The 20,845-nt window shown below is 71.3% G+C and carries 10 protein-coding genes; 3 read left to right on the forward strand and 7 right to left on the reverse strand.

Annotation, left to right across the window (positions count from 1 at the left end):
* Position 1: 1 nt before the first annotated feature.
* Complete coding sequence (locus tag AB0H84_RS22100) at positions 2–5,005, forward strand: AMP-binding protein (protein WP_357606991.1); 5,004 nt, start codon at positions 2–4, stop codon at positions 5,003–5,005.
* Here AB0H84_RS22100 and AB0H84_RS22105 read toward each other — a convergent pair.
* Positions 4,960–5,916 carry a fatty acid desaturase gene (locus AB0H84_RS22105; protein WP_357606994.1) on the reverse strand — a complete coding sequence of 319 codons (957 nt, stop codon included), beginning with the start codon at positions 5,914–5,916 and terminating at the stop codon, positions 4,960–4,962. The two genes, AB0H84_RS22100 and AB0H84_RS22105, sit on opposite strands and share 46 nt — an antisense overlap.
* A 143-nt stretch (positions 5,917–6,059) precedes the next feature.
* Between AB0H84_RS22105 and AB0H84_RS22110 the strand changes: the two genes are divergently transcribed.
* Positions 6,060–8,867, forward strand: coding sequence for an amino acid adenylation domain-containing protein (locus tag AB0H84_RS22110; RefSeq protein WP_357606997.1), 2,808 nt, complete (start codon positions 6,060–6,062; stop codon positions 8,865–8,867).
* On the forward strand, positions 8,864–9,625 hold the full coding sequence (locus AB0H84_RS22115) for an alpha/beta fold hydrolase (protein ID WP_357607000.1): 762 nt from the start codon (positions 8,864–8,866) through the stop codon (positions 9,623–9,625). The genes AB0H84_RS22110 and AB0H84_RS22115 overlap by 4 nt, the downstream gene beginning before the upstream one ends.
* 23 nt (positions 9,626–9,648) lie before the next feature.
* Here AB0H84_RS22115 and AB0H84_RS22120 read toward each other — a convergent pair whose 3' ends face one another.
* The 6 genes from AB0H84_RS22120 to AB0H84_RS22145 all read right to left on the reverse strand — a co-directional run bounded on the left by AB0H84_RS22120 (position 9,649) and on the right by AB0H84_RS22145 (position 20,699).
* Complete coding sequence (locus AB0H84_RS22120; RefSeq protein ID WP_357607003.1) at positions 9,649–9,861, reverse strand: MbtH family NRPS accessory protein; 213 nt, start codon at positions 9,859–9,861, stop codon at positions 9,649–9,651.
* 58 nt (positions 9,862–9,919) lie between these two features.
* Positions 9,920–10,936: an LLM class flavin-dependent oxidoreductase gene (locus AB0H84_RS22125; RefSeq protein ID WP_357607006.1), complete on the reverse strand. Its 1,017-nt coding sequence runs from the start codon at positions 10,934–10,936 to the stop codon at positions 9,920–9,922.
* A 76-nt stretch (positions 10,937–11,012) separates the two neighbouring features.
* Positions 11,013–16,481 carry an SDR family NAD(P)-dependent oxidoreductase gene (locus tag AB0H84_RS22130; RefSeq protein WP_357607008.1) on the reverse strand — a complete coding sequence of 1,823 codons (5,469 nt, stop codon included), beginning with the start codon at positions 16,479–16,481 and terminating at the stop codon, positions 11,013–11,015.
* Positions 16,478–16,837 (reverse strand): acyl carrier protein, encoded by a 360-nt coding sequence (locus AB0H84_RS22135; protein WP_357607011.1) that lies wholly within the window; start codon positions 16,835–16,837, stop codon positions 16,478–16,480. Before AB0H84_RS22135 ends, AB0H84_RS22130 begins: the two co-directional genes overlap by 4 nt.
* Entirely contained in the window at positions 16,834–19,935 is a 3,102-nt protein-coding gene (locus tag AB0H84_RS22140) for an amino acid adenylation domain-containing protein (RefSeq protein ID WP_357607014.1), read from the reverse strand. The genes AB0H84_RS22135 and AB0H84_RS22140 overlap by 4 nt, the downstream gene beginning before the upstream one ends.
* Positions 19,932–20,699: an alpha/beta fold hydrolase gene (locus AB0H84_RS22145; protein WP_357607016.1), complete on the reverse strand. Its 768-nt coding sequence runs from the start codon at positions 20,697–20,699 to the stop codon at positions 19,932–19,934. Before AB0H84_RS22145 ends, AB0H84_RS22140 begins: the two co-directional genes overlap by 4 nt.
* Positions 20,700–20,845 lie beyond the last annotated feature (146 nt).

The raw sequence follows: 20,845 nt of genomic DNA on the forward strand, positions 1-20,845 counted from the left end.
GGTGTCGTTGATCCACCAGCGGATCGCTCGGCAGATCGCGGCGTGCCCTGACGCGGTGGCCGTGGTGGCGGCGACCGGGACACTGACCTACGCCGAGTTGGGGATCCGCGCGAGCCGGCTCGCCCACCGGCTGCGGCGGATCGGCGTCGGGCCCGAGGACGTCGTCGCCGGGATCGTCGATCGGGGCGGCGCCGACTGGCCGGCCGTCGCACTCGCCGTCTGGTCGGCGGGCGCGACCTACCTCCCGATCGATCCGAGAACCCCACCGGCGCGGACGAGGGCCATGCTGGCGCCCGCCCGGGCGCTGGTGGGAATGGCCGCCACCGTTCTGCCGTACGAGGACCTCTGCCCGGCGGCGGTGCTCCTCGATGTCGATCGATCCGCGATCGCGGCCGAACCGGCCCACCCACCGGCCGTGGCGGTGCTGCCCGACCACCTCGCCTGCCTCGCGCACACCGTCGGCCCGGACGGTACGCCGAGGCCGGTCGCCATACCCCATCGGGCGATCCTGGCCGCAGTCGACTCCGGAGGCCACGCGTCGACCTCCGGCCTCCGTGGGCGGGGCTGCCTTCACGTGGGCGCGCAGTCGTTGGACGGCCACGTCGTGCAGCTGGTGCGGGCGCTGACGTCCGGCGCGCGGCTCATCCTCTCCGACGTCAGCCACGCGGTGGACCCGCGTGCTGCGCATGACCTGATCGACCGGACCGGCGCCTCGTCCGCCGTCTTCACCTCCTCGGCGCTGAGCTCGCTGACCGAGCACGCGGAGCGGGCAGGTCGCACCATCGCCCTGCGTCAGATCGTGGTGGAGGGCGAGGACTGGCCGGCGGAGCAGTGGCGACGGCTGTCTCGGGTGGCGCCTGACGCCTGGCTGCGCCGGGTCTACGGCGCCTCCGAAACGGCGCTCACGGCCCTGTTCCACGACGCGGCCCCGTTCCACGACGTCGCTCGTGACGTTGACGTGGAAGGGCTGGCCGGCCGTCCGGTTCCGCTCGGTTGCCCGCCGCCCGGCGTCCGCGCGCTTGTGCTCGGCCCGGATCTGCGGCCGGTTCCGGCTGGTCACTCCGGAGAGCTGTACCTCGCCGGTCCGGTGCTCGCGCGCGGGTACCACGGGCGCCCAGCGGATACGGCCGAACGCTTCGTCCCGTGCCCGGAGGGGCCTCCAGGCGAACGGATGTACCGGACCGGCGTCATCGTCCGTCAGGGACCCGACGGTGTTCTGGTGCTCCAGGGTCGGGCCGACGATGAGATCCGGATCGGCGGCGTGCGCGGGTCGCTGAGCGCCGTGGAGGCGACGTTGGCCCGGCACGGCGAGGTGGTGACCGCCGCCGCGGTCATGGCGGAGAGCACCGGCGGCCAGGTGCTGACGGCACATGTCGTGCCGGTCGGCGAGGCGGACGGACTCGAACAGCGGCTGCGTGACCACGCCGCGCAGTTCCTTCCCCCGGCGCTCGTGCCCGTCGGCGTGCGGATCTGGGACCGGTTGCCGGTCGGCGCCGATGGCACCCTGGATCGGGAGGAACTGGCCCGGCAGCCGGTGACGGACCTGCCTGACACGACCGCCGCGCTCATCGGCTCGATCTGGGGAGAGCTGCTGGGCCGCCCGCCCCGTACCGCCGACGAGGATCTCTTCGCGGCCGGTGGGGACTGGAGCACCGCCGCGTTGCTGGGTGCCGCTGTGCGCGCGTCGCTCGACACCGATCTGCCGGACGCCGCGGTGTTCGCCGCGCCCAGCGTCGCGGGGATCGCCCGTGCGGTCGCGGACCACGTCGCCCGGCCGGCGGCGACGACGACGGCCACGCCGCTCTCACCCTTGCAGCGGCGCATCTGGCTGCTGCACCGGCTCGACCCCGGCGACCCGGCCTACCACATCCCGACCCTCCTGCGCCTGACCGGCCCCCTCGACCGTGACCGGCTCGACCGGGCCTTCGCCTGGCTGATCGAGCGTCACGACGCCTTGCGCATGCGGTTCGTCAGCGGACCGGACGGCACCCCCCGCCAGTACGCGGCCCCGTCAGGACCGCTGGACATCGAACTGGTCGACGCCACCGGCGGATCGGCCGCCGACCTGATCGAAGAGCGGATCCGGGCACCCTTCGACCTCGCAGTCGGGCCACCGGTACGGGCCGCCCTGCTGCGTCACGCTCGCGAACGCCACGAGCTCTTGATCGTGGTGCACCATATCGTGTTCGACGGCTGGTCCGAGCGGGTCCTGGTGCGGGAGCTCGGGCAGGCGTACTCGGCGCTGGCGGCCGGATCGACGCCGGACCTGCCGGCGCCGCCGATCGGCTTCGCCGCCGTCGCGGCCTGGCAGGCGCGGCGGTCCGCCGACGGCACGGTCGATGCGGATTGCGCATACTGGTCCGAGCAGCTGTCGGATCCGCCGCCGCCACTGGACCTGCCCGGTCCCGGTGGCCAGGGTCGCGGACGCGCGGGCGAACAGGTCAGGCGATTCTCCGGTCCGTTGACCGCACGGGTCCGGGCGGCCGCTCGCGGGCACCGCACCACCGGACACACAGTGCTGCTGGCCGCGTTCGCGGTGCTGTTGGGCCGCTGGTCCGGACGGCCGGACCTGGTGGTCGGCGTGCCGCACGCGGCCCGCGACCGCGACGAGGTCGACGACCTCATCGGTTTCCTGGTCACCACGCTGCCGTTGCGGCTCCGCGTACCGGGAGAGACGACGTTCAGCGCCGCCGTGCGAGCGGTCGGCCGGGCACTCGCCTCCGGGGTGGCGCACTGCGAGGCGCCGTTCGACCGGATCGTTGCGGACCTCGGCCTGGGGGGCACCTCGCGCCGCAGCCCGCTGTTCCGGGTCTGGTTCAACATGCTCGGTCCCCCGACCGCGGCACCGGAGATGACAGACCTGACGACCGCGTTCGTTCAGCCGACGGCCACCAGCGCCCTCTTCGACCTGAACGTGTACCTCACGGAGGAACCGGACGGCTACCGGCTTCGGCTGGTGCACGACCTCGACGTGATCGACGCCGGGCACGCGGCGGAACTGGCCGACCAGTACCTGCTGCTGCTCGACGCGGTCTGCGCCCAACCGGAGGTGCCCGTCGACGTGCACGACGTGCGCACCCCGGCGAGCCTCGCGACATTACCTGACGAAACCCTGAACGTGGCGGCTGACCCGCCGCCGCTGGCTTCCACGCTGTGGTCGGTCAAGGACCGCCATCCGGACCGGACGGCGGTGACCGGCACCGGGGGTGACCTGAGCTACGCCGCCGTGTACGACCGCGCCGGGGAGCTGGCGGGACGGCTGATGAGCGCGGGCGTGGGCCCCGGTGATGTGGTGCCGGTGCTCGCTGCCCGGACACCGGCGCTGGTCCCCGCGTTACTGGGGGTCATGGCCACCGGCGCCGCCTTCACCGTTCTCGACGCCGGATACCCCACCGATCGGCTTGCCGAACAGGTGCGGCAGGTCGGCGCCACGACCGGCGTACGTGATCCCGCCACCGGGCGCCTGCCCGTTCCGCTGGTTCAGATCTGTCCGCAGTGGATCGATGTGGGCATGGGTTCCGCCGACCGCCCCCACGCTGTACCGCTGGACCCGGCCGGTCCGGCCATGTACGTGGCCTTCACGTCCGGCACGAGCGGGGTACCGCAGGGCGTCGTCGGGGGCAGTGTGCCGGTGGCCCACTTCTTGGGCTGGTATGCCGACAGGTTCGGCATCGGCCCCGAGGACAGGTTCGCGGTCCTGTCCGGGCTGGCGCACGATCCGCTGTTACGTGACGTGCTGGCCCCGCTGTGGGTCGGGGGCACGGCATGCGTTCCTCCCGCGGAACTGCTTCTGTCTCCGGCAGCGCTGCGCCGATGGCTGGCAGAAGAGCGGGTTACGGTGGTGCACCTGACTCCGCCGCTGGCCAGACTGCTGGCCAAGCCGCAGCACGCGCCGAAGTCGCACGCCCGCCTGGTGGTGCTCGGTGGGGACTCGGTGCGACGCATCGATGTCGAGCTGGTGCGCTTGTGGGCACCGCGTGCTGTGGTGGTCAACGCCTACGGGGCTACCGAGACACCGCAGATCGCCGCGCTGGCCGTGGTCTCGAACGGCGCCGGCGGCGAGCGCGATGACGGTCCGATGCCGGTGGGCACCGGCGCTCCGGGCGCGCAGTTGCTGGTGGTCGCCCGCACGGGTCGTCCGGCCGCGGTCGGTGAACGTGGCGAAGTAGTGGTACGCGGCCGGTACCTCGCCCATGGCTACCTGCACGACCAGGGTCCCGGCCGGTTCGCCGCAGATCCGGTGCGAGGACACCGCAGATTCGCTACCGGCGATGTGGGCCGGTACGGAGTCGATGGCACGGTGACGGTGCTGGGCCGCGCGGACGACCAGGTGAAGGTCAACGGTGTCCGCTTCGAACCCGCCGAGATCGAGAGCCGGTTGCGTCGGCATCCGGCGGTGGCCGATGCCATTGCCGGCGTCCGGCCGGGGCCCGCGGGGGTCCCGATCGTCATCGCCGGTGTCGTCCCCGAGCCCGGCCACGAGCCGGACGAAGCCGACATGCGCGGCTTTCTGCGCGAGGTGCTGCCGCAATCGGTGCTCCCGGCACGGATCGTGGTCTTGGAAGCGATCCCGCTGACCGGCAACGGCAAGCTCGACCGGCACGCGCTGCCCGATCCGCCGCCGGTCCGTCCGTGCCGCGACGCCGAGCCGACATCCGAGATGGAACGGATCATCGCCGCGCTCTGGTCCGAGACCCTCGGCACTGAGCGGGTCACGACCACGGTGAACTTCTTCGACCTGGGTGGAAGTTCGCTGCTGATGGCGAGCCTCCACATCGCGCTGGAGGGGCGCCTCGGCCATGCGGTGGCGATCACGGCGCTCTTCGAACATCCCACCGTGCGTTCGCTGGCTCGCTACCTCACGACCGGCGCGCCCGTCACCCTGCCGGACGGCGCATCACGCCGGAGCGCCGCGGGCGTGCGCCGGCGGCGGCTCGCGGCGCGCAACGCCGCCGCGGGTCACGGCGGAGGTGACCCGCTCGACGACGTGGCGCGCCGAGGCTGATGCACCACCTCCCGGATCACCCGGCGGTAGAACGTCCAGTAACTGCGTTCCACGTGCCTGGCGGTCCGCTGGACGTACGGGTGCCGGTCCGGCAGCTGTTGCAGGGGCACCCCCATCGCCGCATGATGTTCGATGTGCAGGTTGTTGCCGTTGGTGAACCACCTGCTCAACCGGCTGCCGGTGATCGAGCGCGTGTTCCGGAGCACGTCACGGCTCTCGTCGCACATGACGTGTTCGGGCAGTTCCACGATGAAGTGCAGGGGGATCGCCACCAGCAGGAGCGGTAGGAGCCAGAGCCGCAGGACAAGCTCGCCGAGGCCGAGCGCCGATGCCACGGACGCACTGACCACCGCGACGCCGATCAGGCGGTACTCGAACACGCTGTCCCGGTGCAACCGCTCGGAGATCTGCCCGTTCTCGAATCGCCAGTTGCCGCGCCAGCTCTGCCAACTGGCGAACACCACGCGAACCAATCGTCGATAGTCGAACATCCCTCGCGCCAGAGAGCCGTAGGTGAGGGGCTTGCGGGTGTCGAAACCGAAGAACTCGGTGTCCTTGGCGGTACCCAGATACTTGTGGTGCTGGAGGTGACGGACCCGGTAGTGGCTATAGGAGATCAGCAGCGGTAGCCCCAGGACGACGCCTACCATCCGGTGCGGCGCCGGCCGCACGAAGGCGGAATGATGCAGGCATTGATGCTGCAACTCGACCATATGCGTGTACACGGCGCCCAACACGATGATGCCGGCGATGACGAACACGGCGCTCCCGGCGATGACCAGAGCCACCCCTGCGACCGCCAACAGCAGCGCGACGAGGAGCTTGGCGATGAAGAGTCGCTGATCGTGATGCGTCACCGGGGAGCGCTGAAAGAGGAGCTCCCGCTGTGCCGCGGTTACCGGTTCACTCATTGCCTCAGCTCCGGGTGGGGCGGTCGCGGGGAACCGAGTCAATTCTGGCGCCGCCGGGGCGTCGGAGCTGGTCCCAGAAACTTGTGACAGGTAGCGACACGTCCCAGGCGGATACCTTCTCCGGCATGCTGCCTGGGCCAGATATGACCAACAATGTCCCGGTCGTCGTACGGATGCGCGGCGCATTCGATGTGGCCTGTCTGGAACTCGCGCTGGGCGACGTCATCGGGCGGCAGGAGCGCCACCCCCTGCCGGTCTCCGAGTGCAGCCCGCAGCGGCTCGACGACCGAGTACGCGCAGCGGCGTCGGTTCCGTCCGGCCCGGCCGTGAACGCGCCTGTGCGGGCCTCGCTCCTGCGGTTGTCACCCGACCTTCACGTGCTTCTGCTAGTGCTGCGCCACGACGCCGGCGAGCTGCCGTCGATCGCCACACTGCTGGGAAACCTGAGCCGGGCGTACCGGATGCGGGCCCGTGGAGCGGCCCGGGCCTGGCCGTCGTTCGACTACGTCCACACCGGGGCGCCGAACACCAACCGATCCCGGGAGGTCCCCTTCGACGTCCCGCCGGAAACCCATGCGGCCCTGCTGGATCTCGCCAGGCAGACCAGGTCGTCCCTCTCTCTGGTGCTGCGGGCGGCCACGGCGGCGATGTCGTCGCGGATCGGCGCCGGTGGGGAGACTCCGCTGAGCGAGAGGTTGGTCCTTCGAGCCGACCTGTCGAACGACACGACGTTCCGGCAGCTCGTCGCCCGCCTCCGCGACGTGGGTGACGACTGGGAGCCCGCCTTAGCCTCCGAGCCGGCCATGGGCCAGGCCGGCGTCGTCCTGTTCCAAGGTGAGCCGGCGATGGACCTGTCCGGCGTGGACACCCGGATCGAGGTGCGTGCGTCGACGGCGGCCGGTGCTGACCTGGCCTTCGTGATGCGGCAGCGGCCGAGTTCCGCCAGCGCGGCACAAGGAATCAGCGGACTCGTGGAATATGCGGTGGAGCTGTTCGACGCCCGGACGGCCGAGGCATTGGCGCGACGGTTCACCCACTGCCTCGACCTGTTCGCCGCCGAGCCCGACGCTCCACTGTCGTCGATGGACATCCGGACCGCGGCGGAACGGGAAGTTCTTCGGGCGTGGAACGACACGGCCGTGGACGTGCCGGACAAGACGATCGCCACCATCTTCGAGGAGCGGGTGGATACCACCCCGGACGCCACGGCGCTCGTGAGCGGGGCAGTGAAGCTGAGCTACCGCGAGCTCAACGCGTGGGCGAACCGGCTGGCCCACCACCTGATCGAGGTCGGGGTACAGCCTGATTCGCTCGTCGCCGTCGCTCTGCCGAGGACCGCCGAAGCGGTCGTGGCGTGGCTCGCCGTCGCCAAGGCGGGCGGCGTCTACACCCCTATCGATCCACAGCTTCCCATCGATCGGATCCGTGCGGTGATCTCGGACGCACGGCCGGTGGCGTTGATGACCACCGAGTCTCTCGCGCGCGCGCTGGACGACTGCGGAGGGGGGCCGGTGCTCATCACCGAGCACCACCAGCGGATGCGCGCCGAGCACAACCCGACGGATACCGACCGCGCGGGTCCGCTCCTGCTCGACCACGCCGCCTACGTCATCTACACCTCCGGCTCGACGGGCCGCCCCAAGGGCGTGACCGTCCTGCACCGGGCGGTGGCCAACCTGTGGCACTACCACGCCGCCGTCACGTTCCCGCCGCCCGCGACCGACGCGGACCGGCTGCGGGTCGCCCTGTCGGCATCGCTGTCGTTCGACACCTCGTGGGAAGGCGTACTGGCGATGATCGCCGGTCACGAGCTCCACCTGCTCGACGAAGTCCACCGGCGTGACCCCGCCCGCATGGTCGCTTACGTGGGCACGTACGGCATCGGGCAGGTCGATGTCACCCCCAGCTTCGCCCAGCAGCTCGTCGCGCATGGGCTGATCGCCGATGACTGCGCGCCCAGGACACTGATGCTGGGCGGCGAGGCGGTCGGCGAGGCCTTGTGGAAGGACCTGCGCGAGGCACCGCACACCACCGCGTTCAACTACTACGGCCCCAGCGAGTTCGGCGTGGAGGCCACCGGCTGCAGGCTCGCCGACCACGACCTCCCCACCATCGGCCGGCCAGTCTCCAACGCGCAGGTGTTCGTGCTCGACGAGCATCTCAACCAGGTCCCACCGGGCACGTTGGGCGAGATCTATCTCGCCGGCGCCAACCTGGGCCGCGGTTACCTCGGTTGTCCTGGGCTGACGGCGGAGCGTTTCGTGCCGAACCCGTTCGGGGCTCCGGGCACGCGGATGTATCGCAGTGGCGACCTGGCCCGCTGGACCGTGGACGGGTTCCTGACGTTCGCGGGACGCAGCGACGACCAGGTGAAGCTGCGCGGCTTCCGGATCGAGCCGGCGGAGATCGAGAAGGCGATCCGCACAGATCCGGCGGTCGCGGAGGCAGCGGTCATCGTGCGGGAGGACACGCCGGGGGACAAACGCCTGGTCGCCTATCTGGCGCCGGTGGGCGATGCGACGGTCGACATCGCCCGGCTTCGGGCGAACCTGGTCAAGGCGCTGCCCGACTACATGGTGCCCGCCGCGTTCGTGCTCCTCGACGCGTTGCCGTTGACCATCAACGCGAAGCTGGACCGCCGCGCACTGCCGGTCCCGGAGTACGGCGCCCGCTCTACGGGCCGGCCACCGGCGACCACCCGGGAGAAGGTCATCGCCGGTCTCTTCGCGGAAGTGCTGAGGGTGGACGAAGTCTCGCTCGACGACGACTTCTTCGAGCTCGGCGGGCACTCGCTGCTGGCGACCCGTCTGGTGGCCCGGATCAACGCGTCCCTCGGCACCGGTCTGGACCTGGTCCAGTTACTGACCGAACCTTCGGTGGCCGGGGTGGTGGCCGTCTTGGGCGCGGCGGGCGCCAGGCGCCCCATCGCGGCGCGAACGGACAATTCATGACCGGCCCGAGTCCACGTCCCATGGTGACCGACTGGTTCATCCCGCTCTCCGACCCGGCCGGCTCGACCGCCCATGTGTTCGCTTTTCCGCAAGCGGGTGGTGGATGTGCGACGTTCACCGGGCTGGCCGACCTGCTGGCCCCTGACGTCACCGTGTGGGGGCTCAACCTGCCCGGCCGGCAGGCCCGGTTCGCCGAGCCGCCCCGTACCGCTCTCGAACCGCTGCTCGACGAGCTCGCCTCAGCGCTCGCGTGGTGCCGCCGTCCCGTGCTCCTCGGCTACTGCTCCGGTGCGCTGCTGGCGTTTCTGGTGGCGCGGCGGCTACGCCGGCGCGCGCTACCGCCGCCCGCCGCGCTCGTGGTGGCGTCGTACGCGCCCCCGGACAGGGCCACGCCGCGCACCGATCTCCATACGCTTCCGAGTGACGCCTTCTGGCAGGAGATCCTGTCGTATGGCGGGGTGCCGTCCGAGGTCGCCGGAGAACCCGACTTCCGGGAGATCTTCGAGGTGGCTCTGCGCGCCGACTACGCATTGCTCGCCCGGTACGAGTACCGGCCGGAGCCACCTCTGGCCGTTCCGGTTACCGCGATCGTCGGCGACGCCGACCGTACCCTCCCCATGGGGGTGGTCGAAGGGTGGCGAGAGCACACGACCGGAGCGTTCCGCACCCTTACGGTCCCGGGTGGGCATTGGCTGCTGGCCGGAGATTTGCGGCAGATCGCCGACCCGATCCGCACGATGTCGGTCGCGAAGGCCTGAGGGGTCTTCACCTCCTTCTCGGCCTACCCGTCGCCGGCCGTCCGCCGGCGCAGGCTCAACGGCCGCAAGTCGGTCCACACCTCATCGATGTAGGCCAGGCACTCGGCCTTCGAGCCGCGTGGTCCCGACGCCCGCCACCCGGCCGGCACCGCGCGCCCGGCGGGCCAGATCGAGTACTGCTCCTCGTCGTTGAGCACCACGTGAAAGGTGCGGGTGTCATCGTCGAACACGGTCAACTCCTGTTCAGCGGGTTCGGTCGGAGCGTGCTCCGCAGTGCGCCGGAGCGATGGCCTCCTAGGGTCGATCGGCCCCGGCGACCAATCGCTTGGACTCGGCGAGCCGCAGCGCGATCTCCGCGTTGGGGATGTCCTCCTCCGCTCGCGGCGCGTGGAGGATGAGGGTGGAGACGCCCAGGTCGAGGTAGCGGGCGAAGGTCTCGGCCACCTCCTCGTGGCTGCCCACCAGGAAGGGGCAGTACTCCCGGCCCAATCGCAAGGGGTACAGCCAATAGCAGTCGTCCGCCACGCGCGTCTCGGCGTCGCCGCGCAGACTGCGGTACCACTGCGACTCACTGGGCCGATAGGTGAGGCGGGCCAGCCGCTCGGCCACGGGATCCCGGGGACACCGCTCGTGGGCCACTCTCCAGGCCTCCTCACGGGTGTCCCGTGCGATGATCCCCATCCGGATGCCGGTACCCGCGAGCGCCGTTGAGCCGGGTTCGTACTCGCTCAGCGCCCGGGGATGGGTGAGCCGCACGACCCCCAGCTCGGAAGCCGCCCGACGGCAGGCGTCCGACGCGCCGGCCACGAAGATGCGGGGCATCAACTCGGCCGGCAGCGCCGGTCGCAGCAGCGCCTCCGGCACGCTGTAATGGCGTCCGAAGTGGCTCACCGGTTCCTGGTCGGCCAGCAGCGCGGTGACGATCTTGCCGTACTCGATGAGCTGTTCGTACCGCTCGTCATGGTCGATGGTGGAGCCCAGGGCACGCACCTCGTTCGGATTGCCGCCGGTGACCAGGTTGAGATCGACCGGCCGTCCATAGAGGGAGCTCATCGTGCTGACCAGTCGGGCGGCCGTGAAGGGGTGCATGTACACCGGCTGCGCGGCCACCAACGGGACGAGCCTCTCGCTGCGCTCCAACAGGAACTGGCCGAGTGCCCACGGGTCGCCGGCATAGTGGTCGGTGAAGATCAGCAGGCCCCGGCACGCCGATGCCTCCGCCCACTCCGCCACCTCCAGTACCCGCTTGCGATAGTGCGCCGGGGACGGGTCATCGGCCCGTGGACTCGTCGCGTACAGTTCCAGCGCCATTCTGCTGCCTTTCGCTTGGTCACTGACAGAGCTCCCCCAGCAGGGACACGACCGCGCTCGACGACATGCGCACGGATCATGCCGGTGTCTCGTTCGCCTCGGCCAGCATCGCCAGCAGCTCGCCGAAGGTCCGTCGCTCCAGCAGCGAGCCGATGCTGAGGCGCACTCCGAACACCGCACGGAGCTGGGCCATCAACTCGACCGCCGCGAGCGAGTTCCCACCGGCGTCGAAGAAGTCGTGGTCGTCGTCGACCGGTGGCGTGCCCAGGATCTGCGTCCACAGATCGCGCAGCCGGGCCCTGGGGTCGGCCTGTGGTGAGAGGGCTTGCAGCCGGCCGGCCTGGGACGCCTGCGGCGCGGCCTGAGAGGGGGCGGCCTGCGACGGGGCGGCTTGCGGCTCGACCGTGGCGAGCTTCGGCAGCGCGTTCAGCGGGACCGGCCGGCCGGCCTCGTACGGGCGGACCAGCACCGTGCCCGACACGCCGGCCGACAGCAACCGCCACAGCAGGCGCAGGCCCTCGGCGGGATCGAGTCCCCCGGTAGCCGCCGCCTTCGGGTCGCGTGGCGACGCCGGGACCGGCGCGATCGGCGGGGCCTGCTGGTTCCAGCCGTCGGCGAAGTCGGTGCGCCGCATGGCGAAGCCCTCCACCGAAGCCAGCACGGTACCGTCCTCGGCGATGAGGTCGATGTCGCCGAGGGCCGTGTCGGTGTCGGCGAGCCGGCGCCGAGCATGCGCGTACAACCGCCCGGGCAGGTCGCGCAGGAGGACCAACCGCCGGTAGACGAACGGAACGAACGAGGTCTGCTCCGGGGTGCGCACCGCCGCGGTCGCGGTGTCGAGCAGCGCGGGATGCAACCGATGTTCCGTCAGGTCGGACTCGAAGGCCGGGGAGAGTTCCAACCGCACCAGGTGATCCTCACCGGATTGCCAGGCCTGCACGGTGTTGTGCCAGCGTGGGCCCAGGAGGAACGGCCGTGGACCCCCGCCGCCGGATCCCGCCCCGGTCCCGGCGGCCTCGATACGGTGCCGGATCGCGTCGATGTCGACCCGCCGGTCCTCGCCCCATGCGGCGTCCGCGGTACCCGTAGCGGCCCGCCCGGTCACGTGCACGGTCCACGGGGCGGTCTGATCGGATGCGAGGCGCGACGCGACCACGAAGTCGTGGGTCTCCATGGCCTCACCGTCGAGCGTCCGCTCCAGCGTCACGCGCATCTCGCGCCGTTTCTGGTCGTGCAGCGGTGCGTGGAACACCACATCGGTCAGCTCGACAGCGCACGCTGGATCACCGGCCCGCTCGGACATGACGCTGACCATCAAATCGAGGTACGCGGTGCCGGGCATGAGCGGTTTGCGCGCCACCCGGTGCTCGTCGAGGACCCAGTGCGTGGCGGCCCCGACCTCACCGGTCCACGCCACCTCGATCGTGGGCGGCGGTGTGATGGGCTGCGGACGGGTGGAGCCGCCGGCCGACAGGGCAGCGACCGTGCCGGCGAGCCGCATCAGGTCCGGCCCCTCCGGGTTCACCATGCCGGCGCCTTGCCAGATCGGCCAGCCGATGCTGATCACGCGGCCGTCGGCGAGGGGCGACACGGCCGCGGCGGCGTCGAGGAAGCTGTTCGCGGCGGCGTAGTCGGCCCCGCCGACGAGGCCCTCGGCACCGGCCCGGCTGGCGAAGAAGACCGCGAAGTCCAGCGGTGGCCGGCCCGCGAAGACGTCGGTGAGGGCCAAGGTGCCGTGCACCTTCGGCCGGAGCACGGCCACGGCGTCGGCCGGGTCCCGGAAGGCGATCATCCGGTCGCCCGCCACACCGGCGAGGTGGAACAGACCGTTCACCGGCCCGTACCGGAACGTCACGGCGTCCACCAGGGCGGCCATGGCGGCGGCGTCGGCCACGTCCGCCGCCATCGTCACCACGTCGGCCCCGAGCGCGCGCAGCTCGGCGACGGTGTCGCGCGCTCTCTCCGCAGCGGGGTCGTCCGCGGGGCCGGAAGTGGGGCCGGAAGCGGGGCCGGAAGTGGGATCGTGCCGCCCGACCAGCACCAGGCGGGGCCGCAGGCCGGTGCCCGCCAGTCCGCGCGCCACGGCCGTGCCGAGACCGCCGAACCCGCCGGTGATCAGGTATACGCCCTGCTCACGGATGACCTCCCGGTCAGCGGGCGGAACGGTCAGGGGCCGTTCCGCGGGCAGCCACCGCTGCCGGCCGCGCAACGCCACCACCGTGGCGTCACGGTCGATTCGCATTTCTTCGGCCACCTCGGCGGGGGGGACCCGGGCGCCGACGTCGATGACCCGCGCAATCAGGTCAGGCGCTTCGGTGGCGAGGGTACGCACGAATCCCAGTGCGGTCGCCTTCACCGGTGCGACCGGATCGCCGCCCGATACGTCCACGGCTCCCGTCGTGATCACGACGAGACGCGGCGGGGTTCGCCCGGCCGGATGCCCCAGCGCGCCCTGCGCCAGCGCCAGCAGGCTGGTGAAAGCCGCGTCTATCTGACCCGGCACGGTGTCCGAGGCCGGTTGCGGTGCCGGGTCCAGAGCGGCGGCGTGCATGAGGACGTCCGGGTACATGCCACGTTCGGTGAGGGTCGCGAGCACCCTTGCCACATCGCCGGGCTCACCCAGGTTGACGGTGTACTCACCCGCCCGCTCGCCGTATGCGGTGCCCGGTCGTACGCGTATCACCCGCAGACCGGCACGTTGCGCGGCGAGCAGTACCGACATGGCCGCGTCCTCGGCCTCGGGCAGGAGCAGCAGCGCGGTCTCACCGACCGGCAGAAGGTCCGCGGGTCGCTCCTGCCGGCTCCAGCACACCATGCTGAACGGGGTATCGGTCGCGTGCTCGGTCGGCGCGACCGGCTCGGCTCCCACCACCGTCGCCTGTCCGGTCATCCGCACGCGCCGTTCCACCCAGAATCGCTTGCGCTGGTACGGGTAACCGGGCAATTCCGCGCGGCGCAACGGGGTCGGCTGGTCCGCGGCGGCCCAGTCGATCGGTACCCCGCGCACCCACAGCCGGGTGGCGGCGGTCAACGCCCCCGCGGCGGACTCCTCGGGCAGCGTGACCGCGACCGCACGGTTCGGCGTGACGAACGCGGAATGCCGGCGCGCCAGCCCGGCGAGCGTGTTGCCGCACCCGGTCTCCAGCAGGGTGTGCTCGCCGTCGGCCAGCAGGTGCTCCACCGCGGGCCAGAACCGGACCGGGTGGAGAAGCTGATCGGTCCAGAACGCCGGGTCGGTTGCTTCGCCGGCGGTGACCGGGCGTCCAGTTCGCGAGGAGATCAAACGCAGGCGCGGCGCTCGCGGGTGTATGCCATCGAACGCGGTACGCCATCGGGCGGCGGCGGCGGCCCAACCGGGGTGGTGAAACGCGTGGGCGACCGGAAGCGGCTGCGCTGCAATGCTGCGCTCCTGGGCCATCGCACGAAGCTTCTCCAGTGCATCGATGGGCCCGGACAGCACGGTCTGCCTCGGCCCGTTGATCGCGGCGACGACGACCGCTCCGGATATATCGCCGGACAGCAGGTCCAGAGCAGCGTCGATCGGGGTGGCGACGGCGAGCATTCCGCCTTCACACGGGAGTTCCGCCATCGAGGCCGCGCGGGCGGCGACGATCCGTACCGCCTCCCGCAGGTCGAACACTCCTGCGACGGTGGCGGCCACGATCTCGCCCAAACTGTGCCCCAGCACGGTGTCGGCGGCAACACCCCAGCCGGTCCACATGGCGGCCATCGCGTACTCGACGGCGAAGAGAAGTGACTGAACGACGGCCGGGTCCGGCGGCAGCGCCGCGCCCGTGATCCACTGGTCGTACAGTCGGTTGCCCTCGTTCTCGAACAGCTCGAGGCACTCATCCATCGCCACGGTGAAGGCGCGCACCGTACCGTAGAGCTCGGTCGCCATACCGGGCCGTTCACTGCCCTGTCCGGGGAACAGCAGGGTCGTGGCGGCGCCGTCGGCGGCCCGCCCGGTCACCACACGACGGTTCTCGCCGCGCAGCACGGCCACGGCCTCCGCGGCCGTGCTCGCCACGAAACCGGCGCGCACGGGATGGTGAGTGCGACCGTGCTGCAACGTGGCGGCCGCGTCGGCGAACCGGCTCTCGTCTCGCCGGTCGAAGTAGCCGCCGAGCCGTTCCCCGAGATCAGAGACGCCCACGTCGGTGCGGGCCGACCAGATCAGCGCCCGCGGTCCGCCGGTGCCCGGCTGCTCGACCGGTGCCGGTCCTTCCTCGAGCACCATGTGGGCGTTCGTGCCGCCGACGCCGAGCGAGCTGACTGCCGCGACCCTGGGCCGGTCCGGACGGCGTGGCCACGGCCGGAGGGCAGTAGCCACGTCGAACGGTGTCTTGTCCGGCTCCAGCCGCGGGTTGAGGGTCTCGACGTTGATGCTCGGTACGATGGCCTCGCGCTCCAGCATGAGAACCGTCTTGATGAGCGACGCCACCCCGGCGGCAGCCGACATGTGCCCGATGTTGGACTTCACCGATCCGATGGCGATGCTTGCGGGCGCCAACGGTTCGGACGTCAGGGTGGCGTACGCGTCGGTGAGTGCCGCGATCTCGATGGGGTCACCCAGCGCGGTGCCGGTCGCGTGAGCTTCGACGTAGCCGACCTCATCCGGGTGGGTCGCCGCGAGCGCCATCGCCTCCACGATCGCGGCCGTCTGCCCGCTGACGCTCGGTGCACTGTAGCTGACCTTGTCGGCACCGTCGTTGTTGACCACGCTGGCACGGATGACAGCACGGATGTTGTCGCCCGCGGCGATCGCGTCATCCAGCCGTTTGAGTACCACGACACCGCCGCCACTGCCGAAAACGGTGCCGTTGCCGGACGCGTCGAAGGGACGGCAGTGTCCATCCGGGGAGAACACCCCGCCCGGTGTCCACAGGTGGCCGTGGCCGAGCGGCAGGTCGAACACGGCCCCACCGGCGATCGCCATGTCGCACTCCCCCGACCGCAGAGATTCGCTCGCCAGGTGCACGGCGACCAGCGAACTCGAACACGCCGTGTGGACGGAGATGCCCGGTCCGCGCAGCCCCAGCGTGTGGTTGACCCGAGTGGCGAAATAGTCGAAGAAGTTGAACGTCGCGGCGTACAGCCCAGGGGCGCCCGGATAGCCCAGCAGATGGGTGTAGTAGTAGTCGGGTGGACCGGCGGTGGCGAACACGCCGACGCTGTCCTCGGTGTGGAACGCGTCGTACCCGGCGTTCTCCAACGCTGCATGGCACAGCTCCAGGAACAGCCGGAGCTGCGGGTCGGCGATCTCCGCTTCGTTCGAGGAGAATCCGAACAGATCCGCGTCGAACAGATCCGGATCCTCGATCTCCGGTGCGGCGGGGACATAGTCCGGATTGCCCAGGTCGGCTTCGGGCACTCCTGCGGACCGGAGCTCGTCGGCGGTGAAGAAGGTGACGCAGTCCCGGCCGTCGATCAGGTTGCGCCAGAACTGGTCGAGGTCGCGCGCACCTGGAAGGCGGCATGCCATGCCGACCACCGCGATCGGTTCAACGGACTCTCTGGGCGTGGATGCTGCCACCCCTGTCACCCTTTCCGCTCTCGTAGCCGTGATCTGATGTCGCGCCGGTGCTGTGCGGTGATGCGACCGGACGGCCCCGCCACCGCCTCGGGCAGGCTCGCCGCGCCGGGTGCCGCCTGTTCGGAAAGGTGCCGGGCGAGCGATCGGCGGGTCGGATACTTGAAGAAGACCGTCACCGGCACGTCCGGGGGCAGCTTGTCAGCCAGCCGCTCGAAGACGCCCACCAGCGTCGCCGACGTCAGACCGGCCGCGAAGAAGCTGGCGTCCACGGGCATGCTGAGCCCGGTGACCTCCTGGATCGCCGCGACGAGCGCGGCCTCCCAAGCGGGCGCGTCCATCCCCTCGTGCGGGCTCGCCGCCGTCATCGGCCCGCCCCTTCGTTCTGGATGAGCCGGGCGAGCGCTTGCGGTGTCGGGGCGCGGAACACCATCGCCATCGTCACCGGAACGCCCACTCGGTCGGCAGCGGCGGCGGCCAGTTTCAGCGCGGTGAGCGAGTCGCCGCCGCTGAGGAACAGATTGTCCTGCGCCCCCACCCCCGGACGCGCCAGTGCCGAGCGCCACAGGTCCACGAGCATGGCCACCGTCGGGTCGGACGACTCCCGATCGGCGTCCGCCCGCAGCGGCTGCTCGTCGATCGGCGCGACATACCCGAGCAGCGCCTGGTAGTCGATCTTGCCGTTGTGGGTGCTCGGCAGCTCAGTCAGCACCACGATGTGCCCTGGCAGGCTGTAGCCGGGCAAGCGGCGGGCGGCGGCATCCCAGATATCGGCGGTCAGCCCGGGCCGCTCCGTGGCGGCGACGAACGCGACGAGCCGGCCGTCGGCGGTCGGGTCACCGCTTAACTGGACAGCCGCTGCGCGGACCTCGGGATGGTCCTCCAGGACGCTTTCGACCTCGCCGAGTTCGATGCGGTGAGCCCGCAGCTTGATCTGGCGGTCTTCCCTGCCGAGCAGTTCCAAAGTGCCGTCGGGATGCCAGCGGGCCAGATCGCCGGTGCGGTAGCAACGTCCGATACCGGCGACGTCCACGAATCGTTCCGCCGTGAGTTCCTTCCGGTTGTGGTACCCCACCGCGACACCGGCCCCACCGATGTACAGCTCGCCGGACAGGCCGATGGGGCGTGGCCGGCCGCGCGGGTCCAGCACAGCCACCCGGGTGTTGCTGATCGGCCTGCCGACGATGATCGGTCCGGTGGAGCAGACCTCGGCGGCGGACGACCAGATGGCGGTCTCCGTCGGGCCGTACACGTTGAGCACCCGGGCATCGGTCGCGAGCAGCTGCGCGGCCAGCGGGGAGGGCAGGGGCTCACCACCGCACAGAACGACACGGTTGGCGAGCCGCCCCTTCGCGACCGGCGCGGCCAGCCGCCACGTCGTCGGCGTGGCTTGCACGACCGACACCTCCGCCGCGTCGATGATGTCGAGCAGCGCCTCGGGGTCGGCCCGCAACTCGTCCGCGGCGACGATGACCCGGCCACCCACGGCCAGAGGGAGAAACACCTCCAACGCGGAAATGTCGAACGCGAAGGTGGTGAGCCACAGCATGCCGGTGTCGCCACCGAGATCCAAGTGGGTGGCGAAGTGCCGGACGACGTTGGCCAGGTTCCGGTGGGTCAGCACCACACCTTTGGGACGGCCGGTCGAGCCCGAGGTGTAGATCAGGTACGCCGGGCTGTCGGGATCGGTTGCGGACGATGCCGGCGGCAGGCCGGGCGGGGCGAAGCTGCCGAGCTCAGGAACCGGCAGGACGGCCCGGCCGGCGACGCAGCTCTGCGGCAGAGCGCCGATCACGACACGGCAGCCCGCGTCGGTGAGCTGCTCGGCGAGCCGGGACGGTGGATGGTCGGGGTCCATCGGCAGGTACGCCGCGCCGGCCGCCCACACGCCGAGCGCCGCGGCCGCGACAGCAGCGCCCCGTGGCGCGGCGATCGCCACCACCGCCCCTGGCCCGACACCGAGGCCGCCCAGTTGGCCGGCGATCGCGGCGGCGGCGTGGGTGACCTGCTCATAGGTCACGCGCGAATCGCCTTCGACGATGGCGGTCGCCGTCGGTTGCCGCTTCGCGATGGCGGCCACCATCCCGGGTACCGTCTCAGGGCGCGGCCATGTCACGCCGGTCCGGTTGGCCTCCGCCACCACCCGCCGGTCGGTGCCGGTACGCAGGTCGAAGTCGGCCAGTTGCCGGGCCGGGTCGGCCGCGGCCTGTGTGAGCACGACATCGAGTCTCTCCAGGAACGCGCGCGCGAGGCCCGGATCGTACGCCTCGGTGCTGAGGAGCAGGTACGCGACCGTTTGCGCGCCGATCGGGGCCACCGTCAGCTCCAGGTCGAACCGGCTGAGCCCGGCCGACACGTCCCGGATCCTCGACCCACCACCGGCGGGGACGGGGTTGGGCACCTCCGGGCGGAAGTTGAACAGGCAGCGCACCAGCCGGTTGCGCCACCACGCCAGGCCGGTGCTCTCCGTGCCCGTGTGGTCACGGGCGAGGACCTCGAACGGTACCGGCCCGTGCTCGATGGCATCGACCATCAGCCGGGTCACCCGCGCCACCAACGTCTCGAACGACATGTCGGGGGCGAGCGCCATCCTGAAGGGAAGCGTGGCGACGTGGTAGCCGACCGCGGCAGCGCCTCCGGGCCGGGTGTCCATCATGACGCCGACCAGCGCGTCGTTCGCCGCACCGTGCCCGTGGAGCGTGACGTAGTAGGCGGACAGCAGCACGATCGCGTCGGTCGCGCGGCATCGGCGCCGCAGTGTCGCCAGCGCCCGCACCGCTTCGTCGGACATCGGGCGCTCGACCTGGTGCCCGGCGAACGTCGGCGAGCCGACCGGCTCGCTGGCTCCTTCCAGACGCATCCCCGCCGGGTCGTGTCCGGCGATGTGGTCGCGCCAGAACCGCAGCGCCTCCGGTGACATCGCCGGCGGTGGCAGCTCGGCGGGCGGGGGCAGCGCAGGCGGTGCGCCGTCGGCGGCGAGCGCCTGGTACGCCTGGCCCAACTCCTCGACGAGCATCCGCAGGCTCGCGGCGTCGATCACGATGTGGTCGGCGACCAGGCAGACGATGTGACGGCAGGTGTCGACCGCGAACAGGCCGGCCCGCAGGAGCGGCGGCTCCTCCAGATCGAAGGGCACGCCGGCGTAGGCTCGCAGATCCGCTTCGACCGCCTCGGGCGTGCTGGCGTGTATGTCGAGTTCCACCGGCACGTCGGCGGCGGCGGGCGCCCGCGTTGGCAGCCCGTCGACCGCCGGGAATGACGTTCGCAGGCTCACATGGCGGCGCACGAGCCAGTTCAGCGCTTCCCGCAGCGGCCACCAGCGAGGCGGCCGGTCGAACTCGATGGCCATCGCCACATTCGACAAGGCCCGGTCCGGGACCAGCTGGTGAAGCAGCCAGAGAGCCTCGGTCCCGGCGTCCAACGGGCTGCCGTCCCGAGGGGGCGACTCGTCTCCGGGGACGCTCATCCGACCGCCCCCGGAAGCGCCGGCGCATCTTGCGACATCGCGGCGGCGACCTGCGCGGCCAGCTCCTCACAGGCGTCGTCCAGCAGCCAGTGGCCGCCATCGACGACACGGACGTCCAACGGGTGGCTGGTGTGGCGGCGCCAACCCAGGAACGCGCCGCGCGGACCAGCGTCGGCGCTCCCGAAGCACACCGTGACCGGCACCGGGAGTGGCAGGTCGGGCCGGTGCTCATAGCTGGCAAGCCAGGCGAAGTCGGCGCGTACCGCCGGTTCGGCAACCCTTCGTAACCTCGGGTCGCCGCTGAGCGTGGCCGGAACCCCACCGGATGCGGCCAGCTCCGCCCAGAGCAGGTCGGTCGGCAGGTGGGCGATCCGACGTGGCCGCCGCGCGATGTCCGGCGCCTCGTAAGAGGCAATCACCAGCCGCGACGGCAGCGCCGCGGATCCGGCACGCAGCACCCGCGCGAGCCCGTAGGCCAGCAGCGCGCCGCCGCAGTAGCCGAGCAGCACGTAGGGGCGGTCGAGCCTGCCGACGATCCGGTCGGCGAGTTCGTCGACCAGCTCGTCGAAGCGGGTGTGGGCGGGCTCATCCAACCTGCCCTGGCGGCCCGGCAGATTCACGGCCCACACCGACATGCCATGCCTGGCGGCGGCGCGGGCGAACGGCGTGAGCTGCGCGCAGCCCGCTCCGACATGTGGGAACGCGAAGACCCGAAGGCCGTCGTCGTCGATCAGCGGCAGGAACCAGTCCCGAATGTCGGTCACCAGGGCACCACCCTTCCAGCGGAGCTTTCTGGTGCCGTGCGGCCGCAGGTGAATGTGCCGTTGAGCGCAGGCTGCGGCCGTCCGGCAGCCACTCCCCGCGCCGGGATCGGCTGCGCCGCGGCCGGCCACACCGTATGCGTGCTGGA

The organism is Nonomuraea sp. NPDC050786, assembly GCF_040654115.1.
Taxonomy (GTDB): domain Bacteria; phylum Actinomycetota; class Actinomycetes; order Streptosporangiales; family Streptosporangiaceae; genus Nonomuraea.

Bases quoted from the DNA above. Each gene is read 5' to 3' on its own strand.
- AB0H84_RS22105 (WP_357606994.1), bottom strand. From the start codon at position 5,916: ATGAGTGAACCGGTAACCGCGGCACAGCGGGAGCTCCTCTTTCAGCGC.
- AB0H84_RS22110 (WP_357606997.1), top strand. From the start codon at position 6,060: ATGACCAACAATGTCCCGGTCGTCGTACGGATGCGCGGCGCATTCGAT.
- AB0H84_RS22115 (WP_357607000.1), top strand. From the start codon at position 8,864: ATGACCGGCCCGAGTCCACGTCCCATGGTGACCGACTGGTTCATCCCG.
- AB0H84_RS22125 (WP_357607006.1), bottom strand. From the start codon at position 10,936: ATGGCGCTGGAACTGTACGCGACGAGTCCACGGGCCGATGACCCGTCC.
- AB0H84_RS22135 (WP_357607011.1), bottom strand. From the start codon at position 16,837: ATGACGGCGGCGAGCCCGCACGAGGGGATGGACGCGCCCGCTTGGGAG.
- AB0H84_RS22140 (WP_357607014.1), bottom strand. From the start codon at position 19,935: ATGAGCGTCCCCGGAGACGAGTCGCCCCCTCGGGACGGCAGCCCGTTG.